Genomic DNA, 16,568 nt, shown 5'->3' on the forward strand with positions numbered 1-16,568 from the left:
AATGGAATTAAAGAAACCATGTCTTAGTTTAAGCTGCATATATACTAATCCCGCTTTCTTTTAATTGTTTAAAATATTATGAAAATTAATAAGATAAAGTATTTTCTTTTATATGCATATATATGCATATGTTTTATTTCAATGTATAAAAGCACCTGTGGCCAAAACCAATTATATCTATTCAGAAAAATAGAGACAGGTTATTTCATTAATAACCGTCTCTGATTTTAGCTTATGCAATTACTACTTTTCGTGTTTTAAATCCTCCTACAGGAACCGGAATATAAGCCGTGCGAATGGATGTAGTAAGAGTTATCTCATGTTCACCCGGCGCAAGCCCGCCTTCCTGCTCAACAAATACCGTTGCTTTTTCTCCAAACTCCCATTTATAAGATGTTACGGTTTCAAGCTCATCCAGCGTAAAAAAGTCTTCTCCATCAGGACTGAAAAGGATTTTTTCCCTTGGAACTTCCACCCCGTCTGCTGCAACTTTTACTTCATGAATCATTGAACAAGGTATCCCCCTGTAGTATGTTATTTGTGTCTGCATTTGATAGCCTATAATCTTCCCGTCTTTGCTAACATTTTTGCAGGAACCTTCAGTAAGTATATAGTTTTCAAACATGATTTCCCCTCCTATAATTCCTCAATACACTTTTTTAACAGTGCCTGATGAGCTTCTGTATTTTCTTTTTCCTTCATTGGGCTGCCCGGCAAAGTCCAGCGGTTGCCTTCATATTCAGTTGAAATATACCCTTTGTAGCCTTTTTGATCAAGGTACTTGATAAGTTCGTCAAAGGGGATTGAATATTCTATACCTTCTTCAGTCATTTCAAAAATTTTTCCATGGAAATGCGTAGCGTAAGGCATATATTCATCCAAAATATCAAATGGACTGTTTTCATAGCCATCTGCAAGAAAAGCGTACTGTGTTTCTGCAGGTGTTTTGATTAATGCTGCTACATCTTTTGCAAAGCGCTCACCCGGTTTGCCGTTTTCTGTATTATAAACCTTCATATCCGATCCGCTTGCAAAAACTTTATCTGTTAAAGCTATTAATTCCTCATTTACACCCAGATGCCTGAAGTAATTTGCAAATACTCTTGGCTGTCTTCTGCAGAAGATACCCGTATCAATTGTTAATCCGACATATGGAGAATTCAATTTTCTCATTACTTCTACGAACTCTTGTGTGTGTGGATTGTCAAAACTCATTCCCGCATGTATTTCCAATGAAAGTATTACATTGTACTTTTCAGCATATGAAAGTACGGGTTCTATAATATCTGCCTGTGTCTTTGATACCAGACGAACCATTTTGAAACCAAGACGGTTGGCTAACTTAATTTCTTTAATTAAAGCATTTATAGATTCCTTTTTTGTAAAGGAACGGTTTTTGTAAAGACAGGTGTTGATGAAAATATCATTGCATACTAAGGTTGGTTCATATTTCTCAACAAGACTATCCCATACTTTTAAATCTTCTTCTGTAGGCTCCGGTGTATTGTGCATCATCTGATCGCTGATAAATTCAAGTCCTGTGCCCATCCCATTCAAGTATTCAAAAATCTCAGGCAGCTTCATGCTACCCCTTGCATATTCATCCTGCAAGCTGTACATGCTTACAGAGCGTTTTATATTACTCATTTTTATTACCCCTTTCTCTGTTTATTAACATCTTTGTATACGTTTTCTAAATGGCAAGGCTCAATGTGTCGCCCTGAACAAGCCTTGTTTTTTATGATAGACCTGCCATTATTTTAAATTTGTCTTATTATATGTGGGACATTAAGTATGCTTAAATAAAATATATCTTTTTTTATTAGTCATTCAAATACAAAAAAGAAACACATTAATGGACAAAACGCATTTTACTATTTATAATTTATCTTATATATAGGATGCAATAAAGATTTTACAAACATGGAGGATATAATTGCTTACAGAAATTTTTAACTACAACGAAAAGACGCCTTGCGGGGAAATGTCTCACGGGTATGTCATCAGGCGCTTTTCTTAGATGTATTCCTTACGGGTCAAAAAAATTTCTTCCATCAAACTATATCCCCCATGTAAAATCTTTATTGCTAAATATATATAAACAATATTTGCGCACAAGTAATGTACAATTAGAATTTCATGGCAAGTAATTCTCAGAATGTGCCAATCGAATTTTTATATGGAAAGCAGGTGGCAATATGGAAATTGTAACTGTTGGAAAATCAATGCAGGTATATAACAGTTTTCCCGTACATCAGCACGGCTACTGGGAGGTTATCTTAAACCTCCAGGGTACCGGAACTGCAACTATTGATAATAAGGAATACTCCTTTAAGGAAGGCACCATATTTTATATTCCTCCTGAAACTCCTCACAGGAAAGTTTCAGAAGAAGGCTTTATGGATGCGTGTTTGTTTATAAAGGATTTTACTCCTTTAAACAATGAGAAAATAGGTATATTTCAAGATGACGTAAGCCAAACCTTCAGAAATTTGATTTTACTTGCTTTTGATATTTTTATTAAGAATATCACCAATGCAAATTCAATTTTAAATTCATTGGGAGAAACCATGTATCAGCTGCTGGTAAGTTTTAACACTGAAACACAAAAGCGCAATTCTCTGATCGGAACCTTTACAAATATAATGGTTAACAATATCTCAAACTGTCACTTTGATATAGCTAAAGAAGTAGAAAATACAGGTTATTGCAAGGGTTATTTCCGAAAGATCTTTAAAGAAGTCACAGGTACTTCCCCTGTTAGTTATTTTAATAATATAAGAATAGAATATGCCAAAAGGCAATTTCAACAGTATCAGGGAAAATGTCCTGTAAAACAGGTTTCATTGGAATCTGGGTTCCGGGATCAATATTATTTTTCCAGGATTTTCAAGCAATATACGGGAATTAGTCCTCAGCAGTATGCAAAACAGCTTGGTGAGTATGAGGTGGAAAAGGTTGTAGGGTCTTCTCCGGATAAGTTGTATGAGAAAACAATCGGAATTTAGACAAAAAAACAACAGAGGGAGTCTGTTGCATTATAGCTTGTTTGAATTTCTCTTATTCTTTATAGAAACTGCTGAAAAACTCAGCTGTCTTAATATACGGATTTGACTTAAAATGTATACCTTAGTATGTGAATTCCAAAAATACGGCAACCATGCCCGGTTGCCGCATTTTTATTAAATTGAAGCCGGTTTATAATCCGTATACTTCTTGCGTTTCTCATCTATTTTTTCAAGATTCATAAAATATTTCTTCATAGTATCTTCAATTTCAAAAAAATGGTCCTTTGCCCCTCTGCCATCCAGCATGGACTTTTCATCTCCATTTTCCTGAATAACAAATTTCCATTTGCCGTTTTCATCTTTCTGCAGATCTCCTCCGCAATGACATATTGGACATTCTATAACAAAACCTTCGCTGTTCCAGTGAGGCTGTCCTAAGGATAAAACGTTGGAGTGGCATACCGGACACCAGCCCAGATTTTGGTCTCCAAGGAACTTAACATTTTCATAATCCTGAATTCCCTTTATAACATTTTCTCCAAGCTGTCTTGCTCTGTTTAGTGCTGCTTCGTCAAGAAGGATCTGCCCAGGTCTTGGAGCCCGGTTTGCCATCATCTGGTCAACAACTTTGATATCCTGTGTTATAAGTGTAATGTTAATACACTCAAGGGTAAGTGACATCCAACTGCGTGTGGAACCACCGTTACCAATAATTGCTCCTACTCTGTGTTTGAAATAGTCCTTGTTTCCAACTTGCTTATGGAAATTTGGCTCATATGCCAGATGACGGTCTGTAAAAATCCTGTAAATTCCGGCAGGCATATAACTGAATGCAGGCACTGCAACAATTACACCGTCAGCTGCCAGCCATTCCTTCATAATTTTGTCCATATCATCTTTATAAATACATTCCGGAGGTTCATGCTTCTGTGTAAACTTGACGGTGCAGGATTCACAGCCTGAACATGGGGTAATATTATAGTCATGAAGGTTAATCATTTTTACCTCAGCTCCCAGCTCCTCCGCTCTCATTAGTGCTTCCTTCACCAGAATTTCACCGTTTCCGTTTTTTCTTCCTGCTGTAACTGCTAAAATATTCATAAGATCCTCTCCTTAAACGATATGATAATAAGTGTACTATATGAATTAGGATACAAACTATCTAAAAAGGATGTAAAATAATTTCCGAAGGATATTATTTTACATCCTCGGTTATCCGATATGCAAAAGCCTAAACTATATAACTTTCAACTATTGCATACGCTACAGCATAATCGGTATCATAAGATAGTGATATATAAACGTTTACCACTCCTTTTTGAGCAGCAATGTCTTTTAATTTTCCTAAAAGTGTTACTTTGGGTTGGCCTGTATCGGTACCAAGTATCTCTATCTCATTGAGTTTTATTATGTTTCCGTCTATCCCCAAGCTCTTGAATACAGCTTCCTTACCGGCGTAACGAGTTGCAAAGTACAATGCCGGATCGCTGCGTTCCACAGCCTGCTTTTGCTCTTTATAAGTATAAGTTTTTTTAATAAACGAATCCTCATTACTTGTATAGCTTTTTCGAATCCGATCAATCTTAAGAATATCCGTTCCGATACCTAATACCATTTCCAGCCTCAATTCTACATAAGTATTATAATTCGTCAGCATAATCAGAAGCTGCTTCTCCCGCCATACGACCGGTATTTATAGCAAAACCCATACTGTTTCCGGGCATGTAGAAATTATAGCTGTCGCCGTAGATGGTATTTGCGTCCTGTCCCGCAGCATACAGTCCCGGTATTACTTCATCCTTCTCATTAAACACTTGACACTTTGAATTTATTTTAAGTCCCCCGATCGAACCGTAAGCACCCAGAAAGAACTTACCGACGTACAGTTTACCTTTTCCTATTGCATGCAAATACTTAGGATTTTTACCGAACTTAGTATCCATGTTCTGATCACACATGTCATTGTATTCATCTATGGTATCCTGCAACTTATCCGCATCAATACCCAATTTTCCAGCCAATTCTTCTATCGTATCCACCTCAAAGTACCCTTCATAACCTGTTTGCTCCGCGCGTGCAGCTTCCTCTTCAAAGCCGTAGATTATGGAAGATGGATGAACCATATCAACCTGATCAAGTCCATTTCTCAGATAATGTTTCTTTATGCCTTCGTCCATTATACAGTAAGCATATCTGCCTGGCTGCAAAGCAATTGCATTACCTGCAAAGGTTGTATTTTCAAGCTGTTCTTCGTTCATGAAACGGTCACCGCGCTGATTTATAAGAAGGTTTGGCTGGCGCAATACTCCATCCAGACAGAACCAGCTCAAGTTGTCGGGTAATTGATAAATAACTTCTGCACCGATTCCGTATTTTGCTGCTCCTATCTCCCAGCACATATTAAGTCCATCACCTTTAAGTCCCGGAATCATAAACGGGAAATAGTCTTCTCTACATTTGTAGCCCAAATATTTTTCAATCATTTCAACATTATCGCCAAATCCGCCCGTGGCAATGATTACAGCCTTTGCGCGTGCGTCAATTTCTTCCCCGCCTTTTTCGGCCGCAATCACACCGGCAACCTTACCATTCTCTACTATCAACTTCTTTACAGGTGTTTCAAGCTTTATATCAACACCAACTTCTTTTGCATGCTGAGTCATAATCTTATACATAGCAGACGCTGCACGCGGGCCTACAACTCCATTTTCAGGCTTTACAATATGCCAGGTAGCTTCAGAACTTGAAAAATATTTGAATGCACCCACAAATTCTACTCCCATTTCCTGCAGCCATGAAATTGTGTCTGCGGATTTTCCGAAATAAGCTTGCACCAAATCTGCATCAACACGGTAATGTGTATACTTCATATGCATATCAAATGCTTCTTCTTTTGAAATTTCTATAAAACTGTCCCTCTGCAAACGTGTTTCAACAGCAAATGGTCCCATACCCATGTTACCGGCTCCACCTGTTGTGTTTGCTTTTTCAAATGTTAAAACATTCTTTCCAGCTTCTGCAGCCGAAATGGATGCGGCAAGACCCGCAGGACCTGCAGCAACTACTATTACATCTGCTTCCATTCTTTTCATAAAATAACCCCCGTTTTTTATTAGTATATTTGGATTTTGCCTTACACTAACGCTTATTAAATTTCCCTACCCTTGTCAGCCTCTCAGGAAGCTTTGGAATACGTCCTTTAGTTTTGATAATGGCTTTCTGCCGACATACTTCAATACATTTCCCGCATTTTGTACAGTCAAACTCGTCTATCATGTGAATAAATCCGGGTTTACCTTCTATGCAATCAGCTTCACATACATCCAGACAATCGCCGCACCCATCACAGATAGATGGAGCAATATAAACATTCATGAATGCACTGCAGCTTTCAGCAGGACATTTCTTTCTCCTTATATGTGCTTCTACTTCATCACCAAAGCTTTGCAGGGATGACAGAGCAAAATTTGCCCCTGTAAGTCCTATACTGCAAAGTGATGAGAATCGCATTGCCTCACCTATTTCCTTAATCATACCTATATCTGTTGCCTTACCTTTTGCACCTGTTATATTTTTAAACATAGTGTGAATTTGAATTGCACCCTCACGGCAGAAAGTACACTTTCCGCACCCTGTTTTTCTAACCTCCAGCGCTGCTTTTTCAGCCTGGTCTGCAATACAGCATTTACTGTCATAAAGGGTAATTACACCATTTTCAAGCGGAAACACTTCATCAACAACCAAACTAAAAGCTGAAACACCGTATAAGGTTGAACCCACCGCTATTGCCTTTATTCCAGCATTTTCATCAATTCCTGCAATTTCTGCAATGGTCTTACCGTATGGAAATTCTACAGCCTTATCAATTGTATCACCGTATTTTTTTACTGCCGCTACAGCAGTTTTCATGTAAGAGCAACTGTCTTCAAACAGCGCAGTAATTGCAGCGGACGTTTCAAAATGGTGAATAATGCTATTTCCAACAGCACGTACATTTACCATCCCATATGATATTGAAAATGCCAAATCAAAATCCTTAAATGCTTCACAGACTTTCTCTGTAAGGTCTTTGCCCTCATATGGCAGCACAACTTCCACAGCATTAGCACCTGATAAATAGGCTGCAATAGCAAGGCCCTCGATTACAGCTGAGGTGTTTTCTCTTATTACTTCCAGCAGCATATACTCGGTATCGCTGTTATTCAAAGCACCTAGTATCTTCTCAGGCTTTTGGCTGCCGGATTCAAAATCTCCCCATTCATCGGCTACAAATCTGTTGTTATATACTCCGTATTCTCTTAAACCTATAGCCTTTACCAGCTCTATAGCTTTGTTCTTTCCAAGCTTCTTCGCATTGATAAGTGCCGTAGCCGGTGGATAATTTCTTTTCAAAATACTCATTTTATTCGGCCCCCTTATCTTCCGAAGAGTAATCTCCCCATAGCCTTGGCGGGGAAATTTGCAAACGGAGGTCACACTGCAGGCAGCGTTCCGATTCACCGCAAATATCTTCATCACATATGCCAAAGTTAATGAGGCTGAAACTATTTAATCTATCGGATGCTTCTGCCACTTTGCTTTCTTTGCGCTGTTTATAGCCGAAACCTTCTATTTTTCCAATACAAGAATTTGGGGCTTCCTTTGGGGCCAAAACCTCTGAAATATCTCCATCACCGCCGAGGAATTTATCAATCTCAGAAGCTGCATCACGGCCTGAAGCTATTGCTTTTATAACTGAATTGGTTCCATATACGACATCTCCGGCAGCAAATATTCCAGAAACTTTTGTAGCCAGGTTACCTTCTCCTACCGCAACGGTATTCCCTCTGCCAAGCTCAATCCCTGCAGTTTCCAATATGTCAGGTCTCTGGCCCACAGCGAAAATCACCGTATCTGCTTCTACCGTGTATTCAGAGTTTTCTTTTTTTGCAATAATAGCACGTCTGTTTTCATCAAATGTAAAGGATTCGATCTCACTAAAGGTAACACCTGTAACTCTGTCTGTACCTGTAATCTTTTCGAAAGCTCTTCCCGAGTGTAGCTTCACTCCCTCTTCCTCACCCTGGTGAATTTCTTCCCTATCAGAAAGCATTTTTTCTCTTGCTTCAAGACATGCAAGATGAACCTCTTCGGCACCAAGTCTTTTTGCTGTTCTCGCACAGTCAAAAGCAACATTACCCCCGCCAAGAACAACAACTTTTTTACCGATGCCGGTTTCTTTACCCATACTTGCAGCTCTAAGGAAATCTGTGTTTATAATTACTCCCGGGAGTTCGTTACCTTCCAGCGGCAGTTTTACTCCTTTATGAGTACCTATTGCCACGAGTACTGCATCGTAGCCTTCCTTGAGAAGCTCCTCAGGTTTTCCCACTTTCGCATCAGTTTCCAGCTTAACTCCGGTATCAAATATCACTGAAGTCTCCTTTTCGACTACCTCCCGTGGCAATCTGTAACTCGGTATACCGTATTGAAGCATTCCTCCTGCTTTGGGAAGGGCTTCTTTTATTGTTACTTCATGTCCCTGCTTTCTCAGATAGTATGCAGCAGTAAGACCGGCGGGACCTGCTCCGACAACGGCAACTTTTTTACCTGTCGAAGGCAGCTGTTTGCCTTTTTCGTTCCATATTTTCCCATAATCATTTTCTGCGGCATAGCGTTTTATATTGCGTATTGAAAGAGCATCATTTACTTCTTTTCGTCTGCAATGAAGCTCACATAAATGATTGCATATATATCCCAGTACCATTGGAAAGGGTGCTTTTTCACGTATAACCGCCGCAGCTTCTGAGAATTTCCCCTCTTTTACATAGCGTATATATCTTGGTACATCCGTATGTGCAGGACATTGGGCACGGCATGGCACCAATGCTTCCTCTTTGCTTGAGCTGCTGCTTAGGAGCTGAGTCTTATCACGTATGGTTCCTGTCGGACATACTTCCGCACATGCACCACAGAAACGGCAGTCCGCATCCTTTAGCAGTTTATCATGCACAGTGCCCACATAAGTTTCAAGCTCTTTCTTGTTATATTGAAGAACGCTTACTTCTCTCAATTCTCCACAGGCACGTACACATCTGCCGCATAAAACACAGCGATTCATATCGTGTATAAAAAGCGGATTTCTTTCTTCACTTTTAAAACCTTTTATTCTTGCCCTCATACGTGAATTTGTTGCGCCCATATACTGGATTAATGTCTGCAATTCGCAGTTGCCGTATTTCGGGCATGTGGAACAGTCCTCAGGATGGCCTGCCAATAAAAGCTCCAAAGCTAAATTACGCAGTTTGCCTATCCTCTCACTGTTGGTACGGATGTTTAAGCCCTCCTTAGCTCTGAGGATACAGGAAGCAACTACATTTTCTTCTCCCTCTACGTCAACAATACAAAGTCTGCAAGACCCGTGTTCGCTTAAATCCGGGTGATGGCACAGATGAGGAATATAAATTCCTGCTTCAAGTGCGCAATCCAAAACACTTTTATTATCTTGCACTTCAAGCCGGATACCATCAATCGTAATAGTAGCCATTTTTCACACCACTTTCTAATTTATATAATTCTGCTTATTTGTACGATCCGTTCCAGACGGGGACACCTGTATAAATTTTTGCTTCTTCCTGTCCTGTGAGTACTCTTAATGCACCGCTTGCCAGCGCTTCCATTTCAAACTCACCTGCTGTAACCTTAACTGGAGCGATATATTCCACCATATCGGTAACTTTTTCAACAAGGTACCGATCATTAGCAATACCACCGGTCAAAATAACAGCATCTACTTCTCCCTTTAAAACCGTTGCGTAAGCACCAATGTATTTACATATTTGATAAATCATTGCGTCATATACCACCTTTGCATATTCGTCTCCGCTATTAATACGGGCTAATATCTCACGCACATCGGATGTCCCAAGATGATCAACCAAGCCGCCAGTCTTTGTTATACGGTCATACATTTGTTTTTCTGTGAACTTACCTGAATAACACATTTTTACAATGGCATTTGCAGGAATGGCACCCGCTCTTGTAGGAGCCATAGGACCATCACCGTTTATTACATCAGTTGTATCAACCATACGCCCCTTTCTATGCGCAGTTACTGAAACTCCACCGCCAATATGGGAAATTACAAGGTTCAAATCCTCATAACGTTTTCCGATCTCAGCCGCATATCGTATACCGACTTCTTTTTGATTCAGTGGATGGCTTCTGCTCTCACGTGCCGCATCATCAAGACCGCTGACACGTGCTACCAGTTCCATTTCATCCACGTCGGGAGGATTAACGACGAAGGAAACACCCCCGTAAGTTTGTGAAAAATCATAAGCAAGCTGGCTTCCCAAAGCTGCCGGATGCTTTACTGTAAAACCTATTCTTGCGTGATGAAGCAGGATATCGTTAATTGTATAGGTTCCACCTTTCAAACCTACAAGTCCGCCTCCGCGTCCTACAAAAGCATCAATTCCTTCGAGAGAAATGTTTTTTTGAGCCAGTAATGCCAGAATTGTCTCTTTTCTATAATCAAACTGATCGCTGATCTGTGGGAATTCCTTTAGTTTTGCTGCATCATGGGAAACATTTGAAGAAAAAATCAGTTTGTCATTTTCAAATAACGCAATTTTAGTAGAGGTCGAACCCGGGTTTATAGTAAATAGCTTATAACTCTTATTCATATTAGTTCCTTTCATGTCCTTATTTTGCTGCCCTGACTACCAGCATGATCAGATTTCCAACTATTTCATCCACCGGAGCGCTTCTTGAGAAATCAGTTACAGGTTTTGCAAAACCCTGTAATAGTGGACCGTGTGCAAGAGCGTTGCCAAAGGTCTGTATGAGCTTTACACCTATATTCCCTGCATTTAAATCCGGGAAAACGATAATATTTGCCCGGCCTGCAACCCTGCTTTCCCTTTTTACTTTTTTAGCCGCAACTTTCTGATTTAATGCTGCATCAAGCTGAAATTCTCCGTCTATCGCAAGATCCGGCCTGCGTTCATTAGCAAGCCGTACTGCTTCAACTACCTTTTCTGTAATTTCGTGCTGTCCGCTTCCATCAGTAGAGAAACAAATCAATGCGGCTCTGGGCTCCCAGCCAAGCAAGCTTTTCATAGTATCGGAAGATGCACATGCGATATCTGCAAGTTCTGAGGCATTTGGATTCTGACACACCGCACAGTCTGTAATAGCAAGCAGATTGCCTTCCGAGCCTTGGTAATCCGGGGCTTCGACAATGCCGATACTGGATATTATCTGAATTCCTTTCTGCATTCCTATAAACATCTGGCTTGCAAGTATAACCTCACCTGTAGTGTGATCAATACCTGCCGCCAGACAGTCTGCTTTTCCGACCTTAACCTGTGCGGCTGCAAAATTTAACGGATCTTTCAATTTTCTGTTCAGAGTCTTTTCAGTGAGTTCGCGACTTACAGCCAGATATGCTTGTACTGTATCAGCTATGGTTTTTTCGTCTGTATTATCAACATAATTGAATCCGTCTGTTGAAATGCCTAGATCAGCTGCAAACTGTTCAATTGCTTCCTTTTTTCCTACAAGTATGGGAAATGCAATACCAATATCTTTGACCTTTCTTGCAGCTTGAATAACTTTTTCATTGCCTGTTTCAGGAAAAATGATGGATTTGGGACTGTTTTTAGCCTTTTCTACTAATTGCTCCATGAATGTACTCATATTAAGTTCCAATCCTTTCTCAAAAGATAAACGGTGGCGGACTATTCCACCACCGTTTATTTGAAATTATTAATATTTTTAAATATTAGCGGTATACATATCCGCTCTTTGTTTTATATTTTGGTGGGATTACAGGTATCTGCAGGAAGGAATCATATTGCCCGCCCGTATGGATAATATGTTTTCCTTTATTGTCTGTTTCCCATGCAAGCGGCTCAAACCAGCCTTCACGTATATAGCGTCCTGCTACTTCTACACTAAGCTGCTGTCCTTTATGCCAAACCTTACTTGATGGGACTATAGCGATATCAACAGGCACTATTTCACCTTTTGAAAGTTTTTCTTCCTTCAAGTGGGATTGTACAGGTTCAAACTTGGTTGAAAGCTTCGGATCCAAAGCTCTGTGTGAAACTCTCATTTTACCCCATGTACCGGGATGTGGTTCTCCCAGAATGTAAGTTGGCAGCCAGCTCCCATCTTCGTCCAGCTTCTTGATGGTTACAAACATATCTATTTCGTTATGCTCTTCGGCTTCTACCCAAAGTCTCAGATACATATATCCCGTAATTTCAGTATCTTCCTCAAACGTAATGTCAAAGTTTACCTGTCCTGTCTGGCTGTCATATGATACTTTTGATACATTTGTCATGGGCTCTTTCGAGAGTGAACCGTTTGATGCATCCAAATACAGCCTTTGATATTGTGTCCTTGCCAAAGGAAATTCTTTTTCGGCCCTGTTAGTACGGTAATCACAATCAAATGCGTCCATTACTTCTATACGGTACCTTGATGTCATTTCCCATCCGTTGTGAATATTTTTCAAGTATCTGTCAAAATAGCGTTTCAAGTCTTCAATGTTGCCGGGATTATAGAGATCCGGCCACTCCTGCTCCCTGTGCGCACGCATCCATTTTCTTGTTGATCTTACCTTTCTGAAGGCATCGAAGGAACCGTGCAAGTGGAAATGGCTGTAGGATGCTGTTGCGTATACTGGGATTTTTATATTCTTGAAGTTTGGAATCTTATCTTCCCAGTATTTATTCATCAACGGGTATTTCCTTCCATTAGCAACAAGGTCATCTACCAAATTCGGACCTGTCAGGGATGCGACTATGAACTCGTTAAAGCTCAATGCCGGAACTCCGCCTTCATACAAGGATTCCCTATAAATATCTACAGTAGCTTCCCATGGTGCAATACAAGTAAGATGAGGCGGCTGCTGTGCAGCTATCCTGTATTGTGTCATTGCTACGCAGGAGTTTCCGCTCATACCCACTTTTCCATTACACCAGTGCTGCCTTGCTACCCATTCTATAAAATCATATCCGTCTAAAGCATCCTGAGTGCCAAACAGGTTAATGTCACCTTCGGAATGTCCACAGCCTCTTGGGTCAACATTCGCTACGGCATAACCATGATGACACCAGAACCCCGGGTCGGGTGACTCGAATTTTGACATGGTTGATATTGTTCCCGGGGGTACTCCCATTACCTGCCATTCAGACATTCCGTCTCCGGGACGTTTGCCGTAATAACTCCATGATACAAGACATGGAATGTTGGTTTGTCCTTCCGGACGATATATATCCGTATAAATAACTGTTCCGTCTCTCATTGTTACCGGTACATCCTGCTCGCAAATAATTCCATCTTGTGTTTTATACGTACGCTGATTGAATTTTGCACAGAAACCGTGAGCAGTTGCTGCTATTCCTTCCATTTTTGAAAGATCCAAGCCTTCTTCAGGATCAACAGGAATCCTTGCTTTACGGTAGAAAACTTCAATTTCTTCTCCATCGAATATTTCCTTTTTTGAAAACAATTCTGGCTGATTCATTTTTAATCCCCCTGTAGCATATTTTAAAATAGCATTATCAAAAGTAATTTTTCTGGTTTATCCTTCCATAATACCTTCCACAAACGCAGCTGCTTCACCGAGAGTTTTCTTTCTTCTAAAATCCATAAAAGGGATTTCTACTTCAAATTCATCTTCTAGGAAAGTAATTATTTGGCTGTAATTTACTGATTTTGCCTCAAGATCTTCTGCTAATCTTGTATCAGCATTTAATTCTTCCTGGCTTTTATTAAAAAGTCCTGATGCACGTTCTATAATTTTTTCTAATATCTCTTCTCTCAGTTGCATATGTTTGGTCTCCTTTTTATTAAAATTTTCTATTCTTTAGAATCAATATTATTTTTAAGTACCTATATATTTAGCAATAAAGATTTTACATGGGGGATATAGTTTGATGGAAGAAATTTTTTTCACCCGTAAGGAATACATCTAAGAAAAGCGCCTGATGACATACCCGTGAGACATTTCCCCGCAAGGCGTCTTTTCGTTGCTATTAAAAATTTCTGTAAGCAATTATATCCTCCATGTTTGTAAAATCTTTATTGCATCCTATATATTGTATAGTTTAAAGAATTGCTTATGACTTGCTAATTCATAATTAAATTTTAACAATCTTATTCGGATTGTTGAAATACATTGTTAGAATTACACTTATGCATTTAGGTTATAAATAAAACCAAACTACAAATTACCGTAAAACAAAAAAGACTGTCCTTTATAAGGACAATCCTTTATGCATTGGAATCACACTTATTATTTTTAACTATATGTCTCTTCTATTCTTGTTTCCTTAAGGACACTGGTAGTTAATAGTGATATGGAAGGGTTAAGGTTATCCTTCTTCCACGCCATAATAACATTCATTAAATCCTCTTCAATTTTAAACATTTTAAATCTGTCACTATTATGAATTCTAACATTATAATCAAGCAGGGAAATACCAAGCCCCGATTCAATACACATTAGAAGTGATTCTGCGTTTGGGAGCTGCTTTACAATGTTAGGAGTAAAACCATATTTTCTGCATAGTCCTATTATTGAATCAAAACCCTTTGGAGATTCATCCCTTGATATCATTACAAACTTTTCATCTTTTAAGTCTGAAAGTGATAATTCCTCACAGTTTGCCAAAGGATGGGAAGCCGACATTACTATACTGCCCCAGGTCTCATATACGGTATCATATAAAATACCTAAGGAGTCATTCACCTCGAAGGAAAGAGTGAATATAACGTCTAAGCTTCCGTTAATTAATTTTTCTCTCAGAACCTTAAAGGAATGACGCTCCAATACAATCGTAACCCCAGGATAACGCTGCTTGAAGTCATTTATTACTTTCGGTAAAAAGGTGCCTGTATTTAATACCTCCAAAAACCCGATAGTTATTGAACTTTCTTCTCCTATATCAGGTTTCCTTGCCTTCTCTATGGCACTTTCGATTTTGTGCTTGATTTCCGTTAGCTCTTTCAACAATACGGTTCCGGCAGGTGTAAGTCTGACAGTTCTTTTATTTCTAAGCAAAAGCTGAGTACCTATCTCCTTTTCCATCTGTGCAATCTGCTTGCTTAAAGATGGCTGTGAAATATACAGACTTTTGGCCGCTTCAGTAAAGTTCAGATACTGAGCAACCGCCAGAAAATAATCAATCTGCAGCATATTAATATGTTTAGAAATCATAACTTACCTCCCGAAATAGTCTTTGTAGCACATGGGTATTATATCACAACTTGTACAATAGTTTATTGTATTTTTTTACATAAAAAAGTGCAGCCCTTATTTAATCAAGGACTACACTTTATATAATTAATTTATTGTACTTTTTTTCTGCGTGCGTATGAAAGAATAATTCCAAGTGCAATTGACAGATAGGCAGCCCACAAAACCCTGTATTGGGCCGGTAATAAAAAAGTAATGGTATGTGCCGGTATCCAGAAATAAGGTATGGTTTTCCGAATAACAAACTTGATAAAACCCTGCCAGTCTGTTTTTGAAACAACATCAGCTACTGATGTCTTTTGTCCCTCAGCCCTCAGATCTATATAGGTATCCGATATCCTGTGAGCTGCCATAAACATCGGACCAAAGGTTAGATTAATTATAACACTGATATAAATTGCATCAAGAACAGTTCCTAAAACTCCATCAAATTTATACAGCAAGCCTGCTTTTTCCGCTGCCGCAACACCGCCGGAAAAAACAGTGAACATTAGAACAATCAGCATACCTACTATACCCCAAATAATAGCCTTATATTGCATTCCTGAAGTTTTATTCCATTTACCCGATATAAGTCTCAGTGCAAGAAGTTCTCCCATTGAAGCCATTACTGCAAATTTAACAAACCCCATAAAATATGGGTGTGCATTTGTAGTAGCAACAAAAACTTCATGTGTTGAGGGTATTATTAAAAATGCTGTAATTCCTAAAAACACCAATCCCCAAATTAAATCTCCGTGTTTCATTTTACTCCTCCAGATTTTAGTGTATTTATTATAGCGTTTAGTAAAAATATTAGTCTGCATAATATAAAAATGCGCACATTGTGCGCAATTTTTATAACCATGAATCACAACAACAATATACTAATATTAGCATTTAATTCTCAATATTTGTCTTGCCTCATCCGGTGTGGCTATTTCCTTGTTAAGCTCCCTTACTATCCTCTTTGTTCTTTCTATAAACTCAAGATTTGATTTAGCCAGCACTCCCTTTGCATAAAGGATATTGTCCTCCATTCCCACCCTTACATGTCCTCCAAGCGCTAACGCGGCGTACATGATGGGCAGATGCCCTTTTCCTATTCCAAGCGCACCCCAGGTCGATCCGGCAGGTATCAGGCTCTTAAGGAACACAAGATTTTCTACCGTTGCATCCATTCCGCCCGCGGCGCCCAGCACAAATTGGAAATGAAGCGGAGCTTTCAATACGCCTTTTTTCAAATAATACAAAGCGTTATAAACCATGCCGGCATCAAATATTTCTATCTCAGGCTTTATTCCGTTCTCCTGCATTACCATGCCCAG

The 16,568-nt window shown here is 39.3% G+C and carries 15 protein-coding genes; 1 reads left to right on the plus strand and 14 read right to left on the minus strand.

Annotation, left to right across the window (positions count from 1 at the left end):
* Positions 1-232: 232 nt before the first annotated feature.
* A complete protein-coding gene (locus DFR58_RS19005; protein WP_114299673.1) occupies positions 233-625 on the minus strand; it encodes a C-glycoside deglycosidase beta subunit domain-containing protein in 393 nt (130 codons plus the stop codon).
* 11 nt (positions 626-636) lie between these two features.
* Entirely contained in the window at positions 637-1,647 is a 1,011-nt protein-coding gene (locus DFR58_RS19010; protein WP_114299674.1) for a sugar phosphate isomerase/epimerase family protein, read from the minus strand.
* 551 nt (positions 1,648-2,198) lie between these two features.
* Here DFR58_RS19010 and DFR58_RS19015 point away from each other — a divergent pair.
* Complete coding sequence (locus tag DFR58_RS19015) at positions 2,199-3,008, plus strand: AraC family transcriptional regulator (protein ID WP_114299675.1); 810 nt, start codon at positions 2,199-2,201, stop codon at positions 3,006-3,008.
* Positions 3,009-3,182: 174 nt separating this feature from the next.
* On the opposite strand, the gene DFR58_RS19020 is transcribed toward DFR58_RS19015, so the two are convergent.
* From DFR58_RS19020 to DFR58_RS19075, 12 genes are all read right to left on the minus strand, one after another.
* Entirely contained in the window at positions 3,183-4,109 is a 927-nt protein-coding gene (locus tag DFR58_RS19020; RefSeq protein WP_114299676.1) for a flavodoxin family protein, read from the minus strand.
* 130 nt (positions 4,110-4,239) lie between these two features.
* Entirely contained in the window at positions 4,240-4,665 is a 426-nt protein-coding gene (acpS, locus tag DFR58_RS19025) for a holo-ACP synthase (RefSeq protein WP_242987729.1), read from the minus strand.
* Positions 4,649-6,100 (minus strand): FAD-dependent oxidoreductase, encoded by a 1,452-nt coding sequence (locus DFR58_RS19030; protein WP_114299677.1) that lies wholly within the window; start codon positions 6,098-6,100, stop codon positions 4,649-4,651. The genes acpS and DFR58_RS19030 overlap by 17 nt, the downstream gene beginning before the upstream one ends.
* A gap of 46 nt (positions 6,101-6,146) precedes the next feature.
* Positions 6,147-7,409, minus strand: a complete 1,263-nt coding sequence (locus tag DFR58_RS19035) for an NADH-ubiquinone oxidoreductase-F iron-sulfur binding region domain-containing protein (protein ID WP_114299678.1) — start codon at positions 7,407-7,409, stop codon at positions 6,147-6,149.
* Between the two features lies 1 nt (position 7,410).
* Positions 7,411-9,534, minus strand: coding sequence for an FAD-dependent oxidoreductase (locus DFR58_RS19040; RefSeq protein WP_114299679.1), 2,124 nt, complete (start codon positions 9,532-9,534; stop codon positions 7,411-7,413).
* 34 nt (positions 9,535-9,568) lie between these two features.
* The gene (buk, locus tag DFR58_RS19045; RefSeq protein WP_114299680.1) at positions 9,569-10,675 is read right to left on the minus strand and encodes a butyrate kinase; all 1,107 of its coding nucleotides are present in this window, start codon (positions 10,673-10,675) and stop codon (positions 9,569-9,571) included.
* 19 nt (positions 10,676-10,694) lie between these two features.
* Positions 10,695-11,702: a phosphate acyltransferase gene (locus DFR58_RS19050; RefSeq protein ID WP_341457415.1), complete on the minus strand. Its 1,008-nt coding sequence runs from the start codon at positions 11,700-11,702 to the stop codon at positions 10,695-10,697.
* A gap of 73 nt (positions 11,703-11,775) precedes the next feature.
* Positions 11,776-13,527 carry a CocE/NonD family hydrolase gene (locus DFR58_RS19055; protein WP_114299682.1) on the minus strand — a complete coding sequence of 584 codons (1,752 nt, stop codon included), beginning with the start codon at positions 13,525-13,527 and terminating at the stop codon, positions 11,776-11,778.
* A 57-nt stretch (positions 13,528-13,584) separates the two neighbouring features.
* On the minus strand, positions 13,585-13,833 hold the full coding sequence (locus DFR58_RS19060; protein ID WP_242987730.1) for an acyl carrier protein: 249 nt from the start codon (positions 13,831-13,833) through the stop codon (positions 13,585-13,587).
* Between the two features lie 471 nt (positions 13,834-14,304).
* Complete coding sequence (locus DFR58_RS19065; protein ID WP_114299683.1) at positions 14,305-15,222, minus strand: LysR family transcriptional regulator; 918 nt, start codon at positions 15,220-15,222, stop codon at positions 14,305-14,307.
* 131 nt (positions 15,223-15,353) lie between these two features.
* Positions 15,354-16,007 carry an Mpv17/PMP22 family protein gene (locus DFR58_RS19070; RefSeq protein WP_114299684.1) on the minus strand — a complete coding sequence of 218 codons (654 nt, stop codon included), beginning with the start codon at positions 16,005-16,007 and terminating at the stop codon, positions 15,354-15,356.
* Positions 16,008-16,133: 126 nt separating this feature from the next.
* Positions 16,134-16,568, minus strand: a 435-nt coding sequence (locus DFR58_RS19075) for a beta-keto acid cleavage family enzyme (protein ID WP_147273215.1), incomplete at its 5' end; no start/stop codon positions are given.

Origin of the sequence: Anaerobacterium chartisolvens (genome assembly GCF_003337415.1) — a bacterium.
GTDB lineage: Bacteria > Bacillota > Clostridia > Acetivibrionales > DSM-27016 > Anaerobacterium > Anaerobacterium chartisolvens.